The organism is Pseudochrobactrum sp. B5 (genome assembly GCF_001939785.1).
GTDB lineage: Bacteria > Pseudomonadota > Alphaproteobacteria > Rhizobiales > Rhizobiaceae > Pseudochrobactrum > Pseudochrobactrum saccharolyticum.
Genome location: NZ_MOYL01000001.1, coordinates 538621 through 562059, shown reverse-complemented (window position 1 = coordinate 562059; position 23439 = coordinate 538621). Strand labels below are relative to the sequence as shown.

The following is a 23439-nucleotide window of genomic DNA, read 5'->3' as shown; positions in this document are numbered from 1 at the left end:
AAGCTTTAAGATCAGGAAGCGATTAACTGCTTCAGAACCTGCAAAGGATGCTGAATTTGCGTCTTTTCCATGATCTCAACCTGTGAACGACAGGAAAAACCTGTGGCCATAACAATTTGTTCGCGCCCATGGGTCTGCATTTTCTGTCGCCAGCTCAGATCATAGATATTTTCTGACAGCGCACGGTTGCGCAATTCATGACCAAAAGTACCGGCCATACCACAACAACCGCTTTCGCCAATCACCATATTGATACCGAAGTGTTTGAAAATCGCTACCCAAGCCGCAATTGTCGGCGTGGCATTGGTCTTCTCAGTACAATGCGGCAGCAGCATATAGTTCTGTGTGCTGCGTTCAGCCGATGGTTTAATCTCAGAGGCGATCTGCCCCAGATGCTGCGCCAGCCATTCCTGCGGCAGCTTCACATCCGGCATGGTTTCATTCGGCAGCGCCGAGCGGTATTCACTGCGATAGGTCAGCGTCATCGACGGATCAAGCCCGACCAGCTGCACACCGCTTTTGGCAAGGCTGTTGAGATACAGACTGGTATTGCGTGCCGTGCGGGTAAAGGACTTCAGATAACCATGCACATGCTGCGCTTTACCATTTGGCTTCAGCTCAGCCAGATAAGGTGTGAAACCAAGCGCCTTCAGCAAATCCAGCACATCCAGCAGCAATTGTGTATCGAAGAAACTCGTGAAGCTGTCCTGCACCAGAATAACCGCTTTGGCTTTCTGCTCTGCGCTCAGATTGTTCAGCACATTTGCATCCGCCATCTGAATATTGCGGGCACGCAGTTCTTTAGTCAGGCTCACATCACTAAGTGACGGCAAAGCTGTGAGGCCTACCTGTTTCATACCCCAGCGGCCAAGACCACTACCCATCAAACCATTATAAAGCCTGCCGGTTTTGGCAACCAGCGGCATCATATGTTCAATCGAGGCAATCAGCGGGTCTTTCAACGGGCGCAAATAACGGCTGTAATAAAGCTCAAGGAATTTGGAGCGGAAGGCCGGAACATTGACCTTGACCGGACATTGCCCTGCACAGGCCTTACAGGCAAGGCAGGTATCCATCGCATCGCGCACCTGATGGGAAAAGTCATCACGATTTTTAGAACCGAGACTGTTGCCGATGCGGCCGAGCAAACCACTCCATAGCGGTTGATTCCGCAGCGCCTGTGCCGAGCGGCGCGGATCAATGCCCTTTTCGCTCAGAAGACGCAACCATTCGCGGATCAGCGAAGCACGACCTTTCGGAGAATAGCGCCGGTCGCCGCTGCCTTTAAAAGACGGGCACATCGCGGAATCTGTATTGAAATCAAAACAAGCACCGTTACCGTTGCAATAAGGCGCATTGTCATAAGCATTGCGCACATCTGCAGGGATGATACGATCTTTCTGGCCGCGGAAGGCCAGTTCGTCAATCTTGGTCAGCGGCTGATCATCGGGCGTGGCAATCTTACCGGCATTGAGCTGATTATAGGGATCAAAAGCCGCCTTGATACGCTGCAATTGCGGATAAAGCGGGCCAAAAAATTCCGGCACATATTCCGAGCGCACGCCTTTGCCGTGCTCGCCCCACAAAACGCCGCCATATTTCAGCGTCAATGCCACCACCGCATCGGAGATACGGCGGATCATCACTTCCTGTGCGGGGTCAGACAGATCAAGAGCGGGACGCACATGCAGCACACCGGCATCGACATGGCCGAACATACCGTAATCCAGCCCTTCACCATCGAGAAGCGCACGAAATTCAAGGATATAATCGGCCAGATTTTCCGGCGGCACAGCCGTGTCTTCCACAAATGCCACCGGACGGCGGGCGCCTTCGACATTGCCAAGCAAACCAACCGCGCGTTTGCGCATTGTCCAAATGGCTTCAATATCATCCGGCTTTTCTGTGGTGGTAAAACCGTGACGGCCGCTTTGCGGAGAATCCGCCAGAGACTGGCTCACAAAACGGATTTTCTCAGCCAGTTCCTCAGCGCTGTCGGCCAGCACTTCGGCAATGTTGATACCGTCTGTGCGCTTACCTTCCTCTGACGGAAAATAATCGGCAATCCTGTTCCAGATAATATCGCCGCGCGCCAGTGACAGCACTTTGGCATCCACTGTCTCAACCGATGCCACCTGCAATCCGGTGAGAAAACGGGCATCGCGCAGCGCAGTGTTGAAATCGTCATAGCGGATATTGATCAGCGCCGCGAAACGCGGGGTCGGCAGCAGATTGAGATCAGCCTCAGCAATCAGTGCCAATGTTCCTTCCGCGCCACACAGCAGAGAATTGAGATTAAGCCCGCCGTCGCTCTCGCGTATATGCGCCAGATCATAACCGGTCAGAAAGCGGTTGAGCTTTGGGAAGGTCTGATCGATCAGATCGCGATTGTCGCGCTCGATCTCATCAATCAGTCGGTAGATTGCACCACTGCGGGTATCCGGCTTTTGTAAGTCTTGTAGCTCGCCCTTTGAAACCGGTCTGGTGTTCAGCTCACTGCCATCCATCAAAATGGCACGTAAGCCCAGAACATGATTGGAGGTTTTGCCATAAAGGCACGAGCCCTGCCCGCAGGCATCGGTATTGATCATACCGCCGATTGTGGCGCGGTTAGATGTCGAAAGCTCCGGCGCAAAAAACAGGCCATAGGGTTTCAGCGCTTTGTTGAGCTGATCTTTGACCACACCGCTCTGCACACGGGCAATGCGCTTTTCCGGATCAATCGAGAGAATACGGTTCATATAGCGTGAGGTATCGACCACAACACCGTCGGTCAGCGATTGGCCGTTGGTGCCGGTGCCGCCACCGCGCATCGCCATTTTCAGATGCCGGAATTCTTGCCTTTGGAGAAGCTGCGCAATCTGCTGCAAATCCTCAAATCCACGCGGATAAATCACACCTTGCGGACGCACCTGATAAACGGAGTTGTCGGTTGCATAAACGGTGGTCGTGGCCGCGCTGAATTCAATATCACCGCCAAAGCTGCTCAGCCGCAACGCATCGTAAAAATCCAACGGCTCCGGTTTTGCCAGAACGTCTGCCTGCAGGAATGGTATCACGCAATTCTCTCCGCATTTGCCGGTTGCATCGCGCCGCAAGCAACCCGTCTTTCGCAAATGTCATAGCGTTTTCAGCCGCTCTTTCCAATCATGCGCAGCCGTCTACTTTGTCACGCATTGGCATGAAGTCATGCGAATTATCTTATATAGCTTTATTCTGCGGCATTGAGCTGGCCGTTAAACGGGACAAACAGGGCAGAATCTGCAAGAAAGCCTGTTCCAAACTCTCATAACCGGTGCTCCTATGGCAAAAAACATCCATTCCATGATCCGCGTGCTTGATGAAGCCCGCTCCCTTGCATTCTACAGAACCGCCTTTGGCTTGGAGATTGCAGACCGTCTTGATTTTCAGGCTTTCACGCTTGTTTACCTGAGCAATGCGGAAAGCGAATTTGAACTTGAACTCACGATCAACAAAGACCGCACTGAACCCTATAATCTGGGTGACGGCTACGGCCATCTCGCTGTTTCAGTGTCTGACCTTGATGCGGAACATGCCCGTCTTGAACAAGCCGGTCTCAATCCGGGCAAGCTGATTGAATTCAAACCGGATGGTGTGCTGGTCGGCCGTTTCTTCTTCATTACCGATCCGGACGGTTACAAGATCGAGGTTTTGCAGCGCGGCGGCCGTTTCAAATAAATATGAAACGCTTGGCATGAGCCTCCCTGTATAGCTTTGTCGCAGCGACGCTAACACCAGCCTTGCTGCGGCAAAATTCAGCTAAAATCCAGCGCAGATACAATGATTTAATCAAGGTGTAATTATGCGCATGTCTGCCAAAATGATTATCGGTCTCTCTCTTCTTTCAGGCCTCGCTGTAACCTATCCGGCATTTGCGGAAGGTGACGCTGATAAAGGCAAAAAAGTTTTTGCAAAATGCATGGCCTGCCACACAATTGAAGAAGAGAAAAACCGCGTCGGCCCGCATCTGGTGAATATTCTTGACCGTAAAACCGCAACGGTTGAAGGGTTTAAATATTCTCCGGCCATGATCAAAGCCGGTGAAGAAGGCATGGTCTGGGATGAAGCCACGTTGACTTCTTATCTGACCGCGCCGAAACAATTTATTCCCGGTAATAAAATGATCTTTGTCGGCCTGAAAAAACCGGAAGATATCAGCAATCTGATTGCCTATATCCGCTCCAAATCAGCACAATAAAAGCAAAAAGGCCGGTGAAACTCACCGGCCTTCTATTTAACTTATTTTTTTGTCACTTCGGCAAAAGCCTCGTCCAGCACATTCAGCAGATGATCGGCATTGGCCTTGCTGAAGATCATTGGCGGACGCATTTTCAGCACATTATCAAACGGGCCTTCTGTCCCCATCAGAATACCACGGCGGCGGGCGACATTGCACACGGCGCGCGCAATATTGGTTGCCGGTTCTTTGGTATAACGGTCATTGACCAGTTCAATACCAAGGAACAGGCCGAGGCCACGCACATCGCCGATCACTTCATAACGGTTCTGCATCTCACGGAAAGAATCCATCAGATAATTACCGATTGTCAGCGCATTACCGCGCAGGTTCTGGCTCTCAATCACATCCAGAACGGTAAGACCAACGGCACAGGACACCGGATTACCGCCGAATGTGTTGAAATATTCCATGCCATTATTGAAACTGTCAGCGATTTCACGGGTGGTGACCATCGCCGCCATCGGATGACCGTCACCGATCGGCTTGCCCATTGTCACGATATCCGGTGTCACATCCTGCGTTTCAAACGCCCACCAATGGCTGCCGACACGGCCAAAACCGACCTGCACTTCATCGGCGATACAGATACCACCGGCATCGCGGATCATCTTGTAAACTTCTTTGAGATAACCATCCGGCATGAAGACCTGACCGGCCACACTCGGAATGGATTCCGCGATGAAGAAGCCCGGGCCTTCGCCTTTAGCCTGCATAAGCGCAATCTGCTCGGCCACGCTTTCCGCATAAAGCTTGGCGTGATCTTCAGGCGCCCAGTCTTTTGGTGCGCGATAGCTGTCCGGCACTTTCGCCACATAAACATGCGGCTTGGCACCTTTACCGCCCTTGCGGTTGAATTTATACGGGCTGATATCAATCAGTTCCTGCGTGGTGCCGTGATAAGACCAGTCGAGCACAACCGCATTTTCACGTCCCGTATGCACACGCATCATACGCAGTGCCAGACTATTGGCTTCCGAACCGCTATTGGTGAAACCGGCAACGGTGAGATTATCCGGCAAAGTGGCGGTCAGGCGCTCTGCATAGGCAACAATATTATCATGCAGATAGCGGGTATTGGTGTTGAGCGTTGAGGCCTGTTTGGCCATAGCTTCCACCACTGCCGGATGGGCATGACCGATATGGCAGACATTGTTAAAGCAATCGAGATAGGCGCGGCCTTTATGGTCAATCAGCCAAACGCCATCGCCGCGCACAAATTTTATCGGATCTTCATAGGAGATCGACAGGTTCGGCAGCAACATCTCGCGGCGCATCGCCACGATTTCTTCCTTACTGCGGCCTGACTGCTGATAGAATTCCTCGGCCATACCGGCAAAATTGCGGGCATCAGGGAACAGCTCTGCCCAAACATCGAGATAGGCTTCTTCACCCACGCCGATAATATCCATCGCTGTCAGGCGGGTATCGGTACAAATCTGCAGATGCAGATGCGGCGCCCAATGGCCGTTTTCTGTTTCATCACCCATATAGGCAACGAGATCACCGGCCTTCAGAACATCACCTGTTTTGAGACGATTGCCTGCCTCATGCGCCAGATGCCCCCAGAGCGAGATGAATGGGGCACAGCCTTCAGGACGGTGTTCCAGAGTAATCAGGCAGCCATAGCCGAGCGGATCCGGCTCAGTATCCACGCTGCGGACAATCGCATCAAGCGGTGTATAAAGCGGTGTGCCGGAAGCCATGAACAGATCAAGCCCCAGATGATAGGTGCGGCGCTTGCCCTTGACCAGTTTGGATTCAAACATCGTACCGGCATAGACGGTGCGCTCTTCACCCCACGGGCCGATACCGACTTCCGTGCCGGTAACAGCGCAATGTTCTTCCCACATTGCCTGTGCAATGACCGGCTGTTCTTCTGCCGATTTGATGGTCATCGGATGGGTTGGGTCGCCGTAAGGCACCAGCTCTGCCGGATAGGCCGCCACCGGCTTGTCCAGTAACGGCAGCAGTTTTGAACGGTTGTTTTTCAGCCAGCTGACCGTTGCAGATGCACCGGAAACCGCATCAAAGCCGCAGGCCTTGCGCAGAATTGCCGTTGCAAACAGCGGTTCCATCCGGTCGAGCTTGCGCAGGAAATCCCATGCCGGTTTTTCACTGATCGCCAGATACGGATTGTTTTCCGCTTCCGCATGACGCGATGCGGAAATCGTAACCGAAGTTACCAGACGCATCGCGATCAGATCATAGAGCAGGTTCAGCTCTTCTTCACGCAGCGGGTAATATTTGTTAAAACCTTTGGCGATAGCGGCAGCGGCACTGATCGGTGCATCATGATCCAGACCGGCATAGGCGGCTGCAATCGCGACTTCCGCAATCACCGGCGTGTAAAGTGCATCACCGAAATCAATCAGACCGGCAATCACATCATGATTGTCATTGCCAACCAGCACATTCCAGTCATTGGCATCATTATGAATTACGCCGGAGCGAAGTGTGCCGAGCTTTGGTGCGACAAGTGTTTCAAAACGGGCAATGAAACGTTCCAGCAAAGCGCGGTCATCGGCATTTTTCACAAAATGCAGCCGGTCTTTCGAGCGGCCTGCATTTGTCATATCCCAGTCCAGATCGCGCAGCGCACCGGCATGCATGAAGCCCTGTAAGGCCGCATCGAACTGGCCGAGCAATTCACCTAAGCCCTCCAGCGCCTGCAATGAGCGGGCGGATTCTGCCAATGGCAGACCATCAACCCAACCGACTAAGCGGATATTATGCACATCGCCATTGGCGGAAAGCGTGTCCGCAAGACTGTCGCCTTTGAGCGTCGGCACGATATGCGGCACCGGCAGGTGACCGGCATGGTCACGGATATGATTGAGCAAAGCAGTCTGGAAACGGCTTTCCACCACCGGCTCGGACGCATTGATAATCTTCAGAATGAAGATTTTACCGTCTGCTGTCACGACCTTATAATTCTGGTCGCGCTCGCTGTTGAGCGGCGACAGATCACCGCTCAGGCCATAATGAGTCTTGAGCAGAGAAGCGGCATCGGTGAGTGAATATTGCGGCGCGGTATCAAGCATGGTTGTTCCGTTTTATGAGCCTGTCTTTGAGACAGGCGTTGCATCTTATGCGGACAGATTTGCACAGCATAAAAAGATGCGCATCAGACAAAGTGCCGGTTGCACCGGCACTTTGTTTCAAGTAACCATCACTTTGCCGGTGAGGTTTTTCATCGTAAAAACCATGCAGTTTCAGAGGGGAAATGATGCAGGATATTGACGCAACGGATCAGAAAATTCTGACCATTCTGTCTCAGGAAGCCCGCATTCCGATGAAGACGCTTGCAGGCCGTGTCGGACTATCCCGAAGTGCCACCAGCGAGCGCGTTGCACGGCTTGAAAAGAATGGCGTAATCCGCGGTTACCGCGCCGATATCGGCCTGCTGGATGATGCAGCACTACAGGCTTTTCTGATGATTACGCTGAAACGCACACCGAGCATTTCCATTCTCGATATTCTCGCCGGATTACCGGCCGTGCGCAAAGTCTCGTCGGTCAGCGGCCAGCTTGATCTGGTGGTGGAAGTGGAAGTAGCATCCATCAATGCCCTGAACGAAATCCGTAATAAAATTGCTGAAATCGAGAATGTGGAAGACCTGACCACCAGTATCGTGCTGCGCCGCGAAATCCTGCGCGATAAATAACGTTTCTACCCAAAATGATCCTGACAGGAGGATACTCTCCATGGAAAAACGCAACACCAATCCGCTGCATATTGCGCAAAACTGGTTTGAACAGGGGCGCAAGCTGGCTCTGGTTACCGTGCTTTCTGTCTGGGGTTCTGCACCGCGCCCTGCGGGCAGTCATCTGATCTGCGATGATCAGGGTAATTTTGAAGGCTCGGTCTCCGGCGGCTGCATTGAGGCGGAAGTGATTGCACAAGCCTTAGACGTACTGGTAACCGGACAAGCCCGTGATCTGTCTTTTGGTATCAGCGATGAAACGGCATGGTCTGCGGGATTATCCTGCGGCGGCACGATCCGTCTGCTGATTGCGCCCTATGATGCAGCCATGCATGACGTGGTAACACAGATTGTACAGGCGCAGACGAAGCGTCAGCGTATTACCAGCCGCACTGAGCTTGCAACCGGACAGATCGCACTGACCTCTGCACCGGATAATGCCAAGATCACACAGCTCGATGAAACCGGCTTTATTCAGACCTACCGCCCGCAACCGCATATTGTGGTGACCGGTGCCGTACATATAGCGCAAGCGCTGGCACAAATGGCGCAGATTACCGGCTATGAGCTAAGTATCATTGATCCGCGCAGTGGTTTTGCCACAGCGGAACGCTTCCCGTCTGTACAGTTACATGAAACATGGCCGGAAGAATTTTTCAAAACCAATCAACCGGACAACTTTACGGCGCTTGTTGCGCTCAGCCACATTCCGCATCTCGATGATCCGGCACTCACTGCCGCCCTGAAAAGCGATTGCTTCTATATAGGCGCTCTCGGCAGTCGAAAAACCCATGCCAAACGGCTGGAGCGTTTAACAGCAGCAGGGTTTGAAGCGACAAATTTAGAGCGTATTCATGCGCCGATCGGATTAGCGATTAGCGCACAGGAACCGGCAGAGATTGCCGTGGCCATTCTGGCAGAGATTATTCAGGCCTATCGCAAGGCCTGAATTGTAAACACTTAGCCGACGCTCAGGCGCAAACGTCCGTCGCCGTCCTGCATGATGCCTAAATTGATAAAGTCGCGGAATTCAACATTGCCGCCTGTCACCACATGACTATGGGTTTCGCTGATCACCACAACATCAGAATCCGCCGCTTTACCCGCAGCAATACCGGCCGGTGCATCTTCAAAAACCAGACAATCGGCAGCATCAAAGCCAAGACGCTGCGCCCCCAGACGATAACCGGACGGATCAGGTTTGCCAGCACTCACATCTTCCGCCACGACGATGGTTTCCGGCATCGGCAAACCAGCCGCAGCCAGACGGACTTCCGCCAGTTCACGCGGCGCGGAGGTGACAATCGTCCAGCGGTCAGCAGGCAGACTGGCGATAAAATCTTTTGCACCGGCAATAGCGCGAATACCGGCAAAGTCCTGCATTTCTTCAGCCAGAAAAGCGGCTGCAATCGCTGCCGGATCAAGATGAGGCATATTCAGCATTTTGATAACGTCAACAACGCGGATGCCATGTACTTTTTTGAGCAGTTCCGGCCCGTCTACCCCGTGTTCCGCAGCCCATTCCAGCCAGATCCGCTCTACAACAGGAATGGAATTGACCAATGTTCCGTCCATATCAAACAGGAAACCGGAATAGGAATTCAGAAATACAGAATTATCGCGCTGCTTCACTTTCAGGTCCTTTTTAGCCAAGGGATAAACGGGGCAAACAAACAGACAAAGCTCATAGAACTCCTGCCCTCTACAAATATCATGCTTTGCAGGAGCAGGTAGCGCACTATTACACCATACTGTTACAAAACAAACATTTATAATGTTTTGATCGCAACAAAATAACGAATAGTGATTTTCGCGCCGAGGATATAGCCCGAACGCTGAATACGGAAATGAATTTAATCGATTTGGGAAAAGAAAAAGGCCGCGCGGGGGAGGAGATGCGCGGCCTGATTATGGATGCGGTTGGGAGGAGGAGTACCGCATTCCGTCATCGGGTCCAATTGGGAGGAGGAGAACGAACCCGATGGACAGACTTATAACGGCAGGAGAAAAAACCGACAATAAACAATAATGCATAACAGTCATGCAGCATTGCAAGGCAGAGTGAAACCGCTATGCGCAGCACGCACGAAAGAACTGCAGCAGCGACAATATTCTGTGGCGGCGCGATGAAAACCAGTGCCGGTTAACCCGACTCAGTTTGCAGTGATTTTGTCCGGCTTCACGGGATTTTTGAGACTACAAATCGTACTGAAATCTCATATTTATCGAAACATTCAGCAATTATTGAAATTACAGATACTTCAAAAAATACAGTATAAAAGTAAAATTTATAAAAATCATAGAGTTAAAATCAATATTTATAAAATTACATGTCGAAAAATATCAGATTTTAAAATTCAACAGCAACGCAAAACAGCTAATACCATCATTTTCGTGCAATTCAAATCTTTTTATATTCAGTATTGCAGTATTTCTCATTCAGATCATAATAAATCCGTTAAGAAGATATCGGAGGAGACCCGCAATGTATGATGGTGTACCCGCTCAATGGCAAAAGCCTGCCGATCAGATGAGAAACCGCACCGATGATGCGGCCTATGTATTTCTGGGAATTTTTCTAGCCGGTCTGGCTGTCCCGGCTGCATTTCTTATCTGGGCAATTGCGACAAGCCTGACATCAGTCTTCGGCTGAAACAGCAGAAAAGGAGCCCTCCGGCACCCGAAATCCGATCATGCATTTTCCGGCAGTCATATCTGTATAAGAACAGCTAAAAAAGATGCGCTTTGTGCCCCTTGCCTCAACCGATGCAATTGTGCGGCATTGAAAGCCGAAGCTGACCGGAAAAGACTGAAACGGCCATATGCACCTTGCAGCATATGGCCGTTTTTTTTATGCATCACGCGTATTTTTACCGGCATAGCGTAAATGATTAATCAGATCGATACGGGTGATAAGCCCGATAAAATCCGCACCATTCACAATCAGCGCCACTTCATCACGGTCAAAGAAACTCTGCAACGCACTCAATGGTGCGTCCACCTGCAAGACACGCGGTTGCGGGGTCATTGCCGATGAAACCTGAGCCGCAAAGCGCGACCAGCGCCCTTCCGGCGGGCCCTCCACGGCTTTCAGAATATCGCTTTCATCAATAATTCCGACAAGCCTGCCGCCATCCAGCACAGGTAATTGCGAGACAGCATTGCGCCGCATCCGCCCATAGGCCTCAAGCAGATTTTCATCCGGTGCGGTTACTTCCACCGCACCGTCCTGATGGCGCCGCGAGATCAGATCCTCCAGATTGCCCTGCACAGCGCGCTCACTCAGATGCCGCTCCCGCAGCCAGTTATCATCAAACATTTTTGACAAGTATTTGGAGCCGCTGTCACAAATCAGCGTCACCACATTTTTAGGCTCCGTCTGCTCGCGGCAATATTGCAGAGCTGCAGCCAGCAAAGTACCGGACGATGCTCCGGCCAGAATGCCCTCGCGTAAAAGCAAATCACGGGCGGCCTGAACAGATTGCCGGTCGGATATTGTATAAGCACGGCTGACAAGAGAGAGATCGGCATTATCGGGAATGTAATCCTGCCCTATCCCCTCCACCGACCATTGACCGGCTTGTGCCAACTGCCCTGTCGCGATGAATGGTGCCAGAACCGAACCTTCAGGATCAGCAAGTATGATTTGCGTCTGCGGAGCAACTGAGCGGAAATAACGCCCAAGCCCCGTCAGCGTACCGCCGGAGCCTACCCCGACGACAACCGCATCAATCTTATGATCTGTTTGCTCCCAGATTTCCGGCCCTGTTGCAGTTTCATGTGACCGCGGATTAGCAGGATTGGAAAACTGATCGGCAAAAAATGCATCCGGAGTTTCCTCTGCAATTCGCCGTGCCAGATTTTGATAATGTTCCGGATGGTTCTTATCCACATCTGAACGTGTCAGCCGGACATCTGCCCCTAAAGCCCGTAAATGCCGGATTTTCTCTTTGGACATTTTATCCGGAATAGCCAGAATCAACCGGTAGCCGCGCAGTGCCGCAACCTGCGCCAGACCAAGCCCTGTATTACCGGCTGTTGCTTCGACAATTGTACCGCCTGCCCGCAACTGACCCGATTGCTCCGCCGCAGAAATAATGCTCAGAGCAACCCTGTCCTTGATAGAACCGGAAGGGTTCTGGCTCTCCAGTTTCGCAAATAAGCGGCATGGCCCGGTGTCAAATCCGCTGAGTTCGACAAGCGGTGTCCGGCCGATCAATTGTAAAACTGACGGGAATACACTTGCAAATCGCATTGCGGTGGGCTCCTTTACAGCTCATAATGCTGTGTAAGACCCGATATATCTGCGGATTTATCAAGTCGGCCTATGTCATTGAATCTTTAAAGAGCATAGTGCTTCACCAGCACATCAGAAGACATATTATTTTATCTTACCGTCATTAAGCTAAGATTTTTTACTTATATAAGAGGCTTACAGGTTTGTTGTTTCGCACAATGTCAAAGACAGAAAAATTATTGCATAAAGAAGACGATGCCCGCAGTGCCGGTTATCCCATGACCGGTCTTGTATTTCATGCAGCCAAATCAATCAGACATATTGCCTGATAAAGAATTTACGTTTACGTCAATGGAAAGATCATGTCTGATATTGATATCGGCATAATCTTGGTTAAGTTGTTGGCAGACGGGTTTTAGCGAGGAAGACCCGATACACCGGAAACTTTCCGGAAGCATATGCCGGCACAACAGGAATTCTGGGAGGCAGAATGACACGTTCGAGTGATGAGAATGCCAAGGCCGGTGCAACAAAAAGCGCCGCAAAGAAAACCGGAACCACGGCGGCCAAAACAGCCGCAACAAAGCCGGTCAAAGAATCCGCTCCGAAAAGCACAGCAACAAAAGCAAAAACCGCAACAGCCACCAAGGCCGAACCGGCAAAGACTGCAGTAAAAACATCTGCGGCACCGAAAAAATCTCCGGCAAAAAAAGCTGCCACACCGGAGACAACAAACATTGCGGCTCCGACTGTTGCAGAGGCCAAAAAGCCTGCCAAAACAACTGCAGCGAAACCTGCTGACAAAGCCACAGCAGGAAAGCCTGCAACTAACACCACGGCGGCTAAGCCTGCCGGCAAAACAAAAACTGCTGCGGTAAAACCGGCAGCAAAAGCAGCAGAAACCACCCCGAAAGCTGGCACCACGAAGCCTGCCGCTAAAGCCGCTGCCAAAGTTGCAAAAGCCGAACCGGAAGTAAAAATTGCTGACAAGGCACCGGAACCAGTGGTGACCCCAGTTGCCAAACCGGTAAAAACAGCCAGCCCCTATGATGCCAAGCCATGGCTCAGCAATTATCCGCAAGGGGTAGCGCACGCGCTTGACCCGTCCGCTTATCAGTCGATCACCGATCTGATCCTCACATCCTGCAAGAAATATGGCGAACGCCCTGCTTTCACCTGCATGGACAAATCTCTGTCCTATAAAGAGCTGGATGAAAAATCAGCGGCTCTGGCAGCATGGCTGCAATCACGCGGACTGGTCAAAGGCGACCGCGTGGCCGTGATGATGCCGAATGTGCTGCAATATCCGGTTGCGATTACCGCTATTTTGCGCGCAGGGCTGGTGGTTGTGAATGTCAATCCGCTCTACACGCCTCGCGAGCTGGAACATCAGCTCAATGATGCCGGTGCCAAAGCAATTATTATTCTCGAAAACTTTGCCCATACTCTGGAAAAAGTCTTGCCAAATTCATCGGTCAAGCATGTGGTTGTCGCCTCTATGGGGGATATGCACGGGCTTAAAGGTGCGATTATCAATTTCGTCGTGCGCCGTGTTAAGAAAATGGTGCCTGCATGGAATATTCCGGCGCATAACAGCTTTAAATCTGTCCTCGCCAGCGGTGCAAAACTGACATTCAAACCGGTGACAATTGCACCGGATGATCTGGCTTTTCTGCAATATACAGGCGGCACAACCGGCATTTCCAAAGGTGCCATGCTCATGCACAGCAATATTCTTGCCAATGTGGAGCAAATGCGCCTGTGGCTGGATGTGGCTTTCCAGCATAAAGGCCGGCCGGAGCATATCAATTATATCTGCGCATTGCCGCTCTATCATATTTTTGCCCTGACCGTGAATGCGATGATGGGTATTCAGCAGGGTGCCCGTAATCTGCTTATCCCAAATCCACGGGATATTCCGGCTTTTGTGAAAGAGCTGCAAAAAGCACCGTTTCATATTTTCCCGGGGCTCAACACTTTGTTCAATGCCCTGATGGAAAATGCAGATTTCCGCAGGCTGGATTTCAAGCCGCTTATCCTGACTCTTGGCGGCGGTATGGCGGTTCAGCGTCCTGTTGCCGAGCGCTGGGAGAAGATGACGGGCTGCCTGATTACTGAAGGTTACGGCCTTTCGGAAACCTCGCCGGTTGCCACGGCCAATGTGCTCAATGCAACGGAATTTTCCGGTACTATCGGCCTGCCGGTACCGGGTTCTGATGTGGCGATCCGTGACGATGACGGCAATGATGTGCCGCTTGGTGAAGTAGGCGAAGTCTGTGTACGTGGTCCGCAGGTCATGAAAGGCTATTGGAACCGCCCTGAAGAAACAGCCAAGGCTATTTTCCCTGACGGTTTCTTCCGCACCGGTGATATGGGCTTCATGAATGAAGGCGGCTTCACCAAAATTGTGGACCGCAAGAAGGATATGATCCTTGTCTCCGGCTTCAATGTCTATCCGAATGAGATTGAAGAAGTTGCAGCGGAACATCCGGGCGTTGTCGAGGCTGCTGCAATCGGTATTGCCAATGAACATTCCGGCGAAGTGGTAAAGCTGTTTGTGGTGCGCCGTGATCCGGAACTGACCGAAGAGGTGCTGAAAGCTTTCTGCGCCGAGCGGCTGACCAATTATAAGCGTCCGCGTATAATTGAATTCCGCGACAGTCTGCCGAAAAGCAATGTCGGTAAAATTCTGCGCCGCGAATTGCGCTAGAGCATTTCACAGTCAAGTAGGATCAACTTGACGCTCATAATAATGCGACTAAACAGAGAAAAGGCCGGTGCAAAACACCGGCCTTTAATTTTAATTACAAGCAGACATTACTTTCCGGCCAGATAATCCGGCAAATCGGCAATAGACGGCAGCACAATATCGGCCAGCGGTTCAAGCACTTCACGCGGACTGTTGCCCGTCAGCACACCAACCGCCAGACCCGCTTTGGCCGCTCTGGCACATTCCATATCATGCGGATTGTCGCCAACCATCGCCACCTGCTCCGGTGCCACGCCGACTTCTGCCGCAAAATGCAACAACGGATCAGCATAAGGTTTGGCACGCGCTGCCGTATCATAGCCGATAAAGCCGGAAAACAGATCACTGATGCCCAGCGCTGCGGCCGTTGCCCGTGCACCGGCCTCAGAATCATTGGTTGCAATGCCTAAGATAAAACCAGCCGCTTTCAAGGTTTGCAGGGTCTGGCTCAATGCTTCAACAGCCACAGCCTGTTTGGCACCTTCCTCAACCCCGTAAACATCATATTCAGCAACGCGTGCACGGCGTTGATCGTCTGTATCCTGCGGATGCCAGAGTGCAACAATATCCTCAACCGTTCCGGCGGCGATTGCAGAATTGGCGCGGAATTTTTCCGCCTGCCAGTCATAGCCACCAGCATCCAGCAGCGATTTCGCCAAAGCATCATCACCGGCAGCAGAACGTCTGGCCAGTTCACAGGAGATGGAAAACCACGTCCTGTTAAAATCAACCAGCGTACCGTCCTTGTCGAAAAGAATGGCACGGATCGTTTTTTCAGAGCCGGACGGCACTGCTACAGTTGCTGACATTATGCCTCCAGTGAACCGGCAGGTTTGCTTTGTGCCGATGGTTCATCGCCGATCAGCTTCATCACATCATCGCCGCGGCGCAGATAGCGCAGGCTGCGATAGGTTAACACGCGACCGGCCTGCGGTGCGCAGAGCTTGATATCATGCTCCGGTTCACCCGGCACGGTGACAATCGTTGCCAGCAGATCGCCTTTTTTGACGATATCACCCAGCGCCACATGATACAGCACCATGCCGCCCTGTGGTGCGCGGATCATTTCCACACGGGAGAAAGGCGCGATCGGGCCGTTAAATGCTTCGCCAAGCTGGCTGGATGCATCTTCCACCACGCCGCGATGCACGAGGAAGCGATAAAGCCCTTCCGCATCAGCCAGACCGGTTGCCGGATCAACATCATTCAGACCACGAAACTCAACGGTTGTTACCGCACGGCGACGCATATCGCGCTCTTCTGCTTTCATATGCAGCAGCGGATTAACACAGGCCTCTTCAAAAGCCGCGCTAACGGTTGAATCGCCTGCAAGAATTGCGGTCGAACGTAGTGCCGTTGCCAGATCACGCAGATCTTCCGCATAATTTTCATGCACATAGAGATAGTTTTCGCTCTCATCATCGCAATGCAGATCGAGCACAATCTCATGTTTCAGCGCCATGCGAACCAGCATCGCCTTGATGCGCTTATCGATGGAAACCGGCGCATCAGGTTGCGGCAGTGCAGAAGTGTCGAAATCTTCCAGCAACGGGAAATTGCGGTTGAAATTCACACCGGAGAAGAAATCAAAACGACCGAGATGCTGATGGCTCTGCCACTGATTGGAGGCCACCGGATTAGCCTGCGGGACAATCGTGATATCGCCTTTGATCCGGCCTTCCTCTTCCGCTTTACGCAGCATCGGAATCAAGAAATGTAGCGCAGCCTGCCCCGGCAATTCAGCACCATGCAATGATGACTGCAAATAAGCCGTCGGCGCGCTTGTATCTGTGCCTTCAAAACGCAGCACACGCATTTCCACCTGAATGCCCGGCACATCACCGGCAAACTGTATATGATCCGTTTTCATAAATGTCTTCCACCCATTGACCGCCGGACAGGATTTTCAATCACCTCATTCCGGCGGTTACTCCATAAACCATTATCAACAAACACGAAAAACAGATGCTTGTCACGTATCGGCAAGCAGTTTTCAGTGTATGAGGATCAGGTTTTTACACCTGCGATGCCTGGTGCAGATGTGCAATCAGACCCTGTGTGGAGGCATCGCGGCCACCGGCATTTTGTTTTCCGGTAACGACATCCAGCAATTCTGTTGCCAGTTCTTTGCCAAGCTCCACACCCCATTGGTCAAATGCATTGATACCAAAGAGCTGCGCTTCCACAAAAACACGGTGTTCATAAAACGCGATCAGACGCCCAAGCGCAAAAGGTGTCAGCTTGTCATAGAGAATAGTGATCGACGGGCGATTGCCGGAGAAAACACGATGCGGGGCAATGCGCTCCACTTCCGCTTCCGGCAATTTACGCGCGCGCAACTGTGCCTGCGCCTCTTCCAGCGTACGGCCCTTCATCAGTGCCTCGCTCTGGGCAAAACAATTGGCGAGCAACATCTGATGCTGTTCCAGCAGTTCCGGCTCATGCGTATGCACTGCGATCATAAATTCCAGCGGAATTGTATCGGTTCCCTGATGCAAAAGCTGGAAGAAAGCATGCTGCCCGTTGGTGCCGGGTTCACCCCAGACCACAGGGCCGGTGACGCCGGAAACCGGTGTGCCGTCACGCTTCACGCTCTTGCCGTTGGATTCCATATCCAGCTGCTGCAAATAGGCCGGTAAACGCGCCAGATGCTGATCGTAAGGGATAATCGCGCGACTACCAAAACTGCAGATTTCACGATGCCAATAGCCGATCACACCCAGCATCATCGGCAGATTCTGCTCGAATGGCGCGGTACGGAAATGCTCATCCATTACATGGGCACCGGCGAGAAACTCTTTAAACCTATGCGCGCCGATCGCCAGCATGACCGGCAATCCGATGGACGACCACACGGAATAGCGCCCGCCAACCCAATCCCAGAAACCAAACACCCGCTCCGGCTGGATGCCGAAAGCGGCAACCTTATCCAGCGCCGTCGAAACAGCCACGAAATGCGCACCGACAGCCTCTTCCCCCAGAGCATCGGCCACCCATTTGCGGGCGGTTTTCGCATTGGTCATAGTTTCAATCGTGGTGAAGGTTTTGGACGCGATGATAATCAGCGTGGTTTCGGGGTCAAGATCGCGCAGCGTATCGGCAATATGCGCCGGATCAATATTGGAAACGAAATGGGTATTCGGCCCGTCATGATACGGTGTCAGCGCGAGTGTTGCCATCACCGGCCCGAGGTCTGAACCACCGATACCGATATTCACCACATCGGTGATAGTGCGCCCTGTGGCACCCGCCAGATCACCGGCACGGATTGCCTCACTGAAAAGGCTCATACGGTGCAGCACATCCTGCACCTGCGGCACGACATTTTCACCGTCTGTGACAATCACATCATCCGGTTTTGCCCGCAGAGCTACATGAAGAACGGCACGGTTCTCGGTGCTGTTGATCGGCTCGCCGGCAAACATGGCATCGCGCTGGCCTTCGACATTGCAAGCCACGGCCAGATCTTTGAGCAATGCCATTGTCTCGTCATTGACACGACATTTTGACCAGTCGAGCAGCAAATCATCCAGTTTGAGGGAGTAGCGCTCAAAGCGCTGCGGATCTGCGGTAAAGGCCTCACGCATATTCTGCTTTTGCGCAACTGTCTGCCAATGCGCTTTCAAGGCTGTCACACCTGCCGCAATTGCCGCCTCATTCCATGCCATGCCAACCACTCCCGGGTAAAGAATAACTGCTTCTCAATACAACCTATAACACTTTAGAGTATTTCCGCTTTAAGCTTAATTATCAGAAATGCTCTATCCTCAGCTGTACGCATTAACCTACGCAAAACCGGTTCCCGCTTTTGCTGGTAATGCTTTAGATATGAACCGATTGAAGTGTTTTAAGGGCATGATAAATAAAAACAAAATTCAGACGTTGTTTTCTTGTGATTGAAACCGATATCATTAACAAGATAGCGGGTTAAAAATATTCTGCACTACATAAATTTAAAAGGATAGATATGGATCTGACCGGCGAAGAACGCATTCAGGCACCAAGACAGGCTGTTTGGGATGCGATGAATGATGTGGACGTTCTCAAGCCCTGTATTCCGGGTTGCGAGACCTTGGAGCGTCTCTCGGAAACCGACATTCAGGCGGCTATTCTTGTTAATCTCAGCCTCATCAAAATCCGCTTTCACGGCTTGCTGATCCTCTCCAATCTCAACCCGCCATTTTCCTATACGATCAGCGGTGAAGGTCAGGGTTCGATTGCCGGTTTCGCGGCAGGCAGTGCCGATGTGGAACTGATCGAAGAAAGCCCTGATGTGACCATTCTGCGCTATACGATCAATGGTGATGCAGGCGGCAAAATTGCCCAGCTCGGTACCAAACTGCTCGGCAATACGGCACGCAAAATAGCGGACCGGTTTTTCGCCAATATCGGCGTAGCCGCAGCACAGAATATACGCCAAGGCAGTGCTTAACTCAGTCGTATTTTATGAGTGTATTTGTCATATTTTGACCATCTGATAAAAAATTTGACCTTCCGCAAAAATCTGTCATGCTGAGTCTACAGAAGCCAAAAGCACACAAACCAAAAAAGTGCTCAGCTCTGACAGATTGCGGACTCGGCGTATAATAAGGGAACCACGCCGCTTCCCCACCATGCAGCAATGAACCAATGCGGGACGCGCATCAACATGCGTTCTGAGACAGCATTTGCATAACCGGATTTTGCTTGGCGCAACTGCGCGAACAGCCGTCCGGCACCTCTGACATTGATTTTAAGCACCAGATCGCTTGTCTTAACTGCGACTGTGCCGGGAGGAGTGACAGGAGCATGAGTGACCAGCATTCGCATGACAGGCACAACAATACAGCAGCGGATATCCGGCCGAACCGCCTTGATAATTATCAGGATGTGTTTGCCGATCTGCATCCGCCGCTCGACAAGCATGAAGCACTGGTAGAAGCAGACCGCTGCTATTTCTGCTATGATGCGCCATGTATGACGGCCTGCCCGACCCATATTGATATTCCGCAATTCATTCGCCAGATCGCAGGCGGCAATCCGCAGGGCGCAGCGCGTACGATTTTGAGTGAGAATATTCTCGGCGGCATGTGCGCCCGCGTCTGCCCGACGGAAACCTTGTGCGAAGAAGCCTGCGTGCGTGAAGCCGCAGAAGGCAAGCCCGTACGTATCGGACTGTTGCAGCGTCATGCCACCGACCATCTGATGGAAAGCGGTGTTCATCCTTTCACCCGTGCACCGGTTACCGGTAAAAGCGTGGCGGTTGTCGGCGCGGGTCCTGCCGGTCTTGCCTGCGCCCATGCGCTGGCACGAGAAGGCCATACGGTGACGATTTTTGAAGCCCGCCCGAAAGGCGGTGGTCTCAATGAATATGGTATCGCCTCTTATAAGAGCGTTGATAATTTCGCTGCCCGTGAGCTGGAATTCATTCTGAAAATCGGCGGCATCACTATTGAAACCGGCAAAGCACTCGGCAAAGACATTCAGCTCGATGCGTTACGCTCCGGTTATGATGCGGTGTTTCTGGGGCTTGGCCTTGGCGGCACAAACCGGCTGCATATTGCCGGTGAAGATGCCGAGAATGTGCTGGATGCCGTGCGCACCATCGCAGAACTGCGCCAGAGCTCTGACCTTTCCCGCCTGAATATCGGCAAGAATGTCGTGGTTATCGGCGGTGGTATGACAGCCATTGATATTGCTATCCAGATCAAACGATTGGGCGCAGAGAATGTAACGCTGGCCTATCGCCGTGACCGCGAACATATGAATGCCAGCCTCTATGAGCAGCAACTGGCGCAGACCGAAGGTGTGGTGATCCGTGATTGCCTGCAACCGGAGGAAATTCTGCTCAATGAACAGGAGCAAGCCATCGCGATCCGCTTTGCGCAGACCGAGCAGCGCGAAGGCAAACTGGTTGCCACCGGTGCCACACTCACCTTAGCCGCCGATCAGATTTACAAAGCCATCGGCCAAAAGCTCGACGGCCAGGGCCTTGGTGCCAGCGGCATGGAAATGAGCGGCGGGCGGATTAAAGTTGATACTGAAAACCGCACCAGTGTGAAAGGCATCTGGGCTGGCGGCGATTGTGTGGCAGGCGGTCAGGATCTGACTGTTGCCTCGGTGCAAGACGGCAAGATCGCCGCGCAATCCATCCATCACCATCTGATGCAATTGCCGGAAGCCGTGAGCGGCTTTGCCGAGGCCGTGCTGGCAGCCAATCGCAAAGACCTGCCGAGCCTCCATCCGCACGCACCATCAGTGCACAATCACACGACCTCATCTTCGGCAAAGGATCACTGACATGGCTGATCTGACCACGAATTTTCTCGGTATCCGTTCACCCAATCCGTTCTGGCTGGCTTCTGCCCCGCCAACCGACAAAGCCTATAATGTGGAACGCGCTTTCAAGGCCGGCTGGGGTGGCGTTGTCTGGAAGACGCTGGGTGCGGAAGGCCCGCCGGTCGTCAATGTCAACGGTCCGCGCTATGGTGCCATCTGGGGTGCCGACCGCCGATTGCTCGGCTTCAACAATATTGAGCTGATTACTGACCGCTCTCTGGAAATCAATTTGCGCGAGATGAAAGAGGTGAAAAGCCGCTGGCCTGACCGCGCTCTGATCGCCTCCATCATGGTGCCCTGCGAAGAGGAAGCATGGAAGGCCATTCTGCCACGGGTGGAAGAAACCGGCGCCGACGGGATTGAACTGAATTTCGGCTGTCCGCACGGTATGAGCGAACGCGGCATGGGCGCTGCCGTCGGTCAGGTGCCGGAATATGTAGCGATGGTGGTGAAATGGTGTAAACAATATAGCCGTATGCCGGTGATTACCAAACTCACCCCGAATATCAGCGATATCCGTATGCCTGCGCGGGCTGCTAAAAATGCCGGAACCGATGCGGTATCGCTCATCAATACCATCAATTCCATCGTCTCAATTGATCTCGACAATTTTGCCCCGCAACCAAGCATTGACGGACGCGGCTCCCATGGCGGCTATTGCGGCCCTGCGGTCAAACCGATTGCGCTCAATATGGTGGCGGAAATTGCCCGCGATCCGGAAACACGCGGATTGCCGATTTCCGGTATCGGCGGCATCACCACATGGCGCGATGCAGCGGAATATATCTCGCTCGGTTGCGGCACAGTTCAGGTCTGCACGGCAGCTATGACCTATGGTTTCAAGGTTGTGCAGGAAATGATCGACGGTCTGTCCGACTGGATGGACAGCAAAGGCTATCAATCGCTCGATGATTTCCGCGGCCGCGCAACCCCGCAGGTTACCGACTGGCAATATCTCAACCTCAATTATGTCACAAAAGCGCGGATCGATCAGGATGCCTGTATCAAATGCGGCCGTTGTCACATTGCCTGTGAGGATACCTCGCATCAGGCGATTACGTCGATGGTGGATGGCGTGCGCCATTTTGAGGTGATTGATGAGGAATGTGTCGGCTGTAATCTCTGCGTGAGCGTCTGCCCTGTGCAGGATTGTATCACCATGGAGCAGGTCTCAGGCATTGATCCGCGCACCAAAGAACCGATCAGCCCTGATTATGCCAACTGGACAACCCATCCGAACAATCCGATGGCAAAACACAAACAGGCGGCAGAATAGGAGCGGTAAACGGTGACAGGACAGGCAGTCATCACAGCTCATAAAACAGAGAGCGGCAGAGATTATCCTGCCGCTATCTTTCCCTGCTTAACGGGGCCGGATACCGTTGAGCAAAATGGCGCTGACAGCCTGTACCGTTTTTTCACAGCAATCCGGCGCATCAAATTTTTCACCGAGCACAGCACGCAATTGCGTTTCAAAATCGGAATAATGCTGGGTCGTCGCCCAGATCGTGAAAATCAGATGATGCGGGTCGGTCTTTGCCAGCCTGCCCTCTTCCATCCATTGCCCGATCATGGCCGCTTTTTCATCCACCAGTTCGCGCATATCCTCTTGCAGGAAAGTGCCGATTGCCGGTGCACCATGCATAATCTCATTGGCGAACAGGCGCGAAGCCGCAGGATTGCGGAACGCCATTTCAATCTTATTGCGGATGTAAGAGCCAAGCTCTTCCAGCGGTTCGCCCTGCGGATCAATAGACTGCAGCGAGGCCAGCCATTCTTCCATCGTCTGCTGCAAAACGGTGTTGTAAATATCTTCCTTACGACGGAAATAATACAGAAGATTAGGCTTCGACATACCGGATTTCAGCGCGATCTGGTCGATGGTGGAACCACGAAAACCATAGGTCGAGAACACATCCAGCGCGGCTTCGAGAATGAGCTTGCGGTTCATTTCCTGAATACGCGACAGGCTTTCAGGCTGTTCCTGCTGCATCACGGAAATGTCTTTAGCCGATTTAGTTTTCCGTACCATGCTGCTCTTCCCCGCATTTTCATACTGCCTGCAAATATAATGCGTTACAGGCAAATTCGGCCACCGATATTCTCTTGTCCTGAACGGATTTTAGTGGATGATACAGCAGCCGGTTTCCAGCAACGGAAGCAAGCCGGTT

General features: G+C 52.3%; 17 protein-coding genes. 9 read left to right on the top strand and 8 right to left on the bottom strand.

All coding sequences use genetic code 11. The annotated features are described in order from the left end of the window. Nucleotides 1-11: 11 nt before the first annotated feature. Nucleotides 12-3059, bottom strand: a complete 3048-nt coding sequence (locus BKD14_RS02515) for an FAD-binding and (Fe-S)-binding domain-containing protein (protein ID WP_075654140.1) — start codon at nucleotides 3057-3059, stop codon at nucleotides 12-14. A gap of 244 nt (nucleotides 3060-3303) precedes the next feature. On the opposite strand from BKD14_RS02515, the gene BKD14_RS02510 reads away from it, so the two are divergent. Both BKD14_RS02510 and BKD14_RS02505 read left to right on the top strand, forming a co-directional pair. Then, the gene (locus BKD14_RS02510; RefSeq protein ID WP_075654139.1) at nucleotides 3304-3699 is read left to right on the top strand and encodes a VOC family protein; all 396 of its coding nucleotides are present in this window, start codon (nucleotides 3304-3306) and stop codon (nucleotides 3697-3699) included. Nucleotides 3700-3829: 130 nt separating this feature from the next. After that, nucleotides 3830-4219: a cytochrome c family protein gene (locus tag BKD14_RS02505; protein ID WP_210215495.1), complete on the top strand. Its 390-nt coding sequence runs from the start codon at nucleotides 3830-3832 to the stop codon at nucleotides 4217-4219. A gap of 41 nt (nucleotides 4220-4260) precedes the next feature. Here BKD14_RS02505 and BKD14_RS02500 read toward each other — a convergent pair whose 3' ends face one another. Then, the gene (locus BKD14_RS02500; protein WP_075654137.1) at nucleotides 4261-7302 is read right to left on the bottom strand and encodes an aminotransferase class III-fold pyridoxal phosphate-dependent enzyme; all 3042 of its coding nucleotides are present in this window, start codon (nucleotides 7300-7302) and stop codon (nucleotides 4261-4263) included. A 185-nt stretch (nucleotides 7303-7487) separates the two neighbouring features. Here BKD14_RS02500 and BKD14_RS02490 point away from each other — a divergent pair, with 185 nt between their 5' ends. Further along, nucleotides 7488-7925, top strand: coding sequence for an Lrp/AsnC family transcriptional regulator (locus tag BKD14_RS02490; RefSeq protein ID WP_028233479.1), 438 nt, complete (start codon nucleotides 7488-7490; stop codon nucleotides 7923-7925). 40 nt (nucleotides 7926-7965) lie between these two features. Then, on the top strand, nucleotides 7966-8913 hold the full coding sequence (locus BKD14_RS02485; RefSeq protein ID WP_075654135.1) for an XdhC family protein: 948 nt from the start codon (nucleotides 7966-7968) through the stop codon (nucleotides 8911-8913). A gap of 11 nt (nucleotides 8914-8924) precedes the next feature. On the opposite strand, the gene BKD14_RS02480 is transcribed toward BKD14_RS02485, so the two are convergent. Further along, the gene (locus tag BKD14_RS02480) at nucleotides 8925-9596 is read right to left on the bottom strand and encodes an HAD family hydrolase (RefSeq protein WP_245293543.1); all 672 of its coding nucleotides are present in this window, start codon (nucleotides 9594-9596) and stop codon (nucleotides 8925-8927) included. Nucleotides 9597-10449: 853 nt separating this feature from the next. Here BKD14_RS02480 and BKD14_RS19250 point away from each other — a divergent pair. Next, nucleotides 10450-10617, top strand: a complete 168-nt coding sequence (locus BKD14_RS19250; protein WP_022712226.1) for a hypothetical protein — start codon at nucleotides 10450-10452, stop codon at nucleotides 10615-10617. A 198-nt stretch (nucleotides 10618-10815) separates the two neighbouring features. Here BKD14_RS19250 and BKD14_RS02470 read toward each other — a convergent pair whose 3' ends face one another. Then, nucleotides 10816-12219, bottom strand: a complete 1404-nt coding sequence (locus BKD14_RS02470; RefSeq protein ID WP_075654133.1) for a cystathionine beta-synthase — start codon at nucleotides 12217-12219, stop codon at nucleotides 10816-10818. Nucleotides 12220-13204: 985 nt separating this feature from the next. On the opposite strand from BKD14_RS02470, the gene BKD14_RS02465 reads away from it, so the two are divergent. Then, complete coding sequence (locus BKD14_RS02465; protein WP_075654743.1) at nucleotides 13205-14911, top strand: long-chain fatty acid--CoA ligase; 1707 nt, start codon at nucleotides 13205-13207, stop codon at nucleotides 14909-14911. Between the two features lie 107 nt (nucleotides 14912-15018). Here BKD14_RS02465 and BKD14_RS02460 read toward each other — a convergent pair whose 3' ends face one another. The 3 genes from BKD14_RS02460 to pgi all read right to left on the bottom strand — a co-directional run bounded on the left by BKD14_RS02460 (nucleotide 15019) and on the right by pgi (nucleotide 18618). Then, nucleotides 15019-15759: an HAD family hydrolase gene (locus BKD14_RS02460; protein ID WP_075654132.1), complete on the bottom strand. Its 741-nt coding sequence runs from the start codon at nucleotides 15757-15759 to the stop codon at nucleotides 15019-15021. Then, entirely contained in the window at nucleotides 15759-16820 is a 1062-nt protein-coding gene (locus BKD14_RS02455; protein ID WP_075654131.1) for a succinylglutamate desuccinylase/aspartoacylase family protein, read from the bottom strand. Before BKD14_RS02455 ends, BKD14_RS02460 begins: the two co-directional genes overlap by 1 nt. A 145-nt stretch (nucleotides 16821-16965) precedes the next feature. After that, entirely contained in the window at nucleotides 16966-18618 is a 1653-nt protein-coding gene (gene pgi / locus BKD14_RS02450; RefSeq protein ID WP_075654130.1) for a glucose-6-phosphate isomerase, read from the bottom strand. A 299-nt stretch (nucleotides 18619-18917) separates the two neighbouring features. Here pgi and BKD14_RS02445 point away from each other — a divergent pair, with 299 nt between their 5' ends. The 3 genes from BKD14_RS02445 to preA all read left to right on the top strand — a co-directional run bounded on the left by BKD14_RS02445 (nucleotide 18918) and on the right by preA (nucleotide 22544). Next, nucleotides 18918-19382: a carbon monoxide dehydrogenase subunit G gene (locus BKD14_RS02445; protein ID WP_075654129.1), complete on the top strand. Its 465-nt coding sequence runs from the start codon at nucleotides 18918-18920 to the stop codon at nucleotides 19380-19382. A 356-nt stretch (nucleotides 19383-19738) separates the two neighbouring features. Then, nucleotides 19739-21229, top strand: a complete 1491-nt coding sequence (locus tag BKD14_RS02440) for an NAD(P)-dependent oxidoreductase (protein WP_075654128.1) — start codon at nucleotides 19739-19741, stop codon at nucleotides 21227-21229. A gap of 1 nt (nucleotide 21230) precedes the next feature. Further along, entirely contained in the window at nucleotides 21231-22544 is a 1314-nt protein-coding gene (gene preA / locus BKD14_RS02435; protein WP_075654127.1) for an NAD-dependent dihydropyrimidine dehydrogenase subunit PreA, read from the top strand. Between the two features lie 87 nt (nucleotides 22545-22631). Here the strand turns inward: preA and BKD14_RS02430 are convergent, their stop codons facing one another. After that, the gene (locus BKD14_RS02430; RefSeq protein ID WP_022710564.1) at nucleotides 22632-23261 is read right to left on the bottom strand and encodes a TetR family transcriptional regulator C-terminal domain-containing protein; all 630 of its coding nucleotides are present in this window, start codon (nucleotides 23259-23261) and stop codon (nucleotides 22632-22634) included. Nucleotides 23262-23439 lie beyond the last annotated feature (178 nt).